This is a genomic window from Amphibacillus sp. MSJ-3, from assembly GCF_018919165.1.
Lineage (GTDB): Bacteria > Bacillota > Bacilli > Bacillales > Amphibacillaceae > Amphibacillus.
Genome location: NZ_JAHLQM010000065.1, coordinates 1 through 1,830 on the forward strand (window position 1 = coordinate 1; position 1,830 = coordinate 1,830).

1 protein-coding gene is annotated in these 1,830 nt (G+C 41.0%); it reads right to left on the minus strand.

The window, feature by feature from the left end; translation table 11 throughout:
- Positions 1 to 87 precede the first annotated feature (87 nt).
- Positions 88 to 1,371 (minus strand): group II intron reverse transcriptase/maturase, encoded by a 1,284-nt coding sequence (gene ltrA, locus KQI76_RS11560; RefSeq protein WP_216400438.1) that lies wholly within the window; start codon positions 1,369 to 1,371, stop codon positions 88 to 90.
- Between the last annotated feature and the right edge of the window lie 459 nt (positions 1,372 to 1,830).

Here is a 1,830-nt window from a genome sequence, read left to right on the forward strand (position 1 = left end):
ATCGAGTAGGAGGATAATCATTATTTGATTATCCGTCCCCTCACACCACCGTACGTACGGATCCGTATACGGCGGTTCAATTTTATGCTAAACATGTACTTGTTTGTAATGTTCTAGACCTGAGACTAGCCCAAAGCGGGCTAGTCTTTCATTTGTAATCGTAGTTGTTAATATCCACGAGTAAGCGACTCGTGTCGCTCCTTTGCTTGAATGGCTATATTCATAGGCTTTGTTTCTATTTAACCCCAGCTTTATGAGGTTCTTTCGACGGTTTTCCGCCGTTTTCCATTTCGTCCATATACACGTACGCAGTCGAACGCGCAGATGGGCGTCAATATTCACCAGAAGCCTTTTCATGTAGCCAATCTTAAAGTAGTTAATCCAACCTCGTATCACTTGATTAATTCGTCCGACACGATATTTTGTATCAACGCTCCAGTTCCTCTTTGTTAGTTGTTTCAGTTTATACTTGAAACGCTCTACTGACTTGTCATGCGGTTTTGCTTTGTATTGATTCGCATAGTAATCTTTATAAAAGCCAAAACCAAGAAATTTGAAGTCTCTATTACTTGGATTCGTTACTTTTGATTTGTCTGCATTTACAATTAAACCTAACTTTTCTTCTATAAAACGGGTGATTGAACGCATAATTCGATTCGCTGCCATTTGGCTCTTGGCAAAGATAATGCAATCATCTGCGTATCTCACAAACCTAAGCCCTCTGTTCTCAAGTTCAATATCAAGTTCATGAAGCATGATATTACTTAATAACGGTGAGAGGTTTCCCCCTTGTGGAGTGCCAATAATCGTTTCCTTATATTCCTCATCAATCTGTACACCACTGACAAGGTATTTTCGGATGAGTGAAATGACATCTCCGTCTTTCACTGTTCGTGCGACTAGGTTCATTAATCGGTCATGATTCACTGTATCAAAGAACCGCTCAAGATCAATATCCACAATCCATTCATAGCCATCATTCATATACTCTAGTCCTTTGATAATTGCCATTTCTGCATATCGTCTTGGTCTAAAGCCATAGCTGTAGTCACTAAATTGTCTATCAAATAGTGGGGTTAGGATTTGTGCGATCGCTTGTTGAATCACTCGATCTTTAACTGTGGGGATGCCAAGTAATCGCACACCGCCATTGGGCTTTGGTATTTCCACCCTTAATACAGGCTCTGGTTTATAGGTTCTATTTCGAATACTTTTTAAAAGATCATCTTTGTTTAGTGCGAGATAACCCTGTATTTGATCAACCGTCATCCCATCAACACCCGCAGAGCCTTTATTCTTCTTCACTTGTTTGATTGCTAAGTTAAGGTTTTCTTCGTCTAGTATTTGATTGAGTAATTTTCTCTCGTACATGCTTGTTACATCCTTTCTTTCTCGTAAAGTAGGTATCCACTTTCACGCTTTATGCCAGTGGTCTTGTGTCCTCTTTCAATTGAGATGATTATAACGATAAAATTGTTCAGCCCTTCGCTCATTCCAACTTTCGTTAGTTTTCTTCACTACTACGGCTTCTGCTGACTTCTCACCCGCCAGTCTTGTATCACTACAAGGTTTTGGTGTAGCTGGATGAGACCTCCCCAGTTAAGGTGCGAACGCTTTCCCTCCACCTATCTGCCATATATACGCCGCATACTTTGTAATAGCTTTTGGACTTCAACTTCTTTCGCAGTCTTATCCGCATACGTCGCCTCTTATATGGTTTCTGTTCGTCAGACCAGAGGTTTGCTTAGGGCTTCCTTCAGATTCCACGTCACCATGGACACCCTTGCCTTTAGCTATGTGCTTACCGCTATTAGGTCGCACTAGGGACTT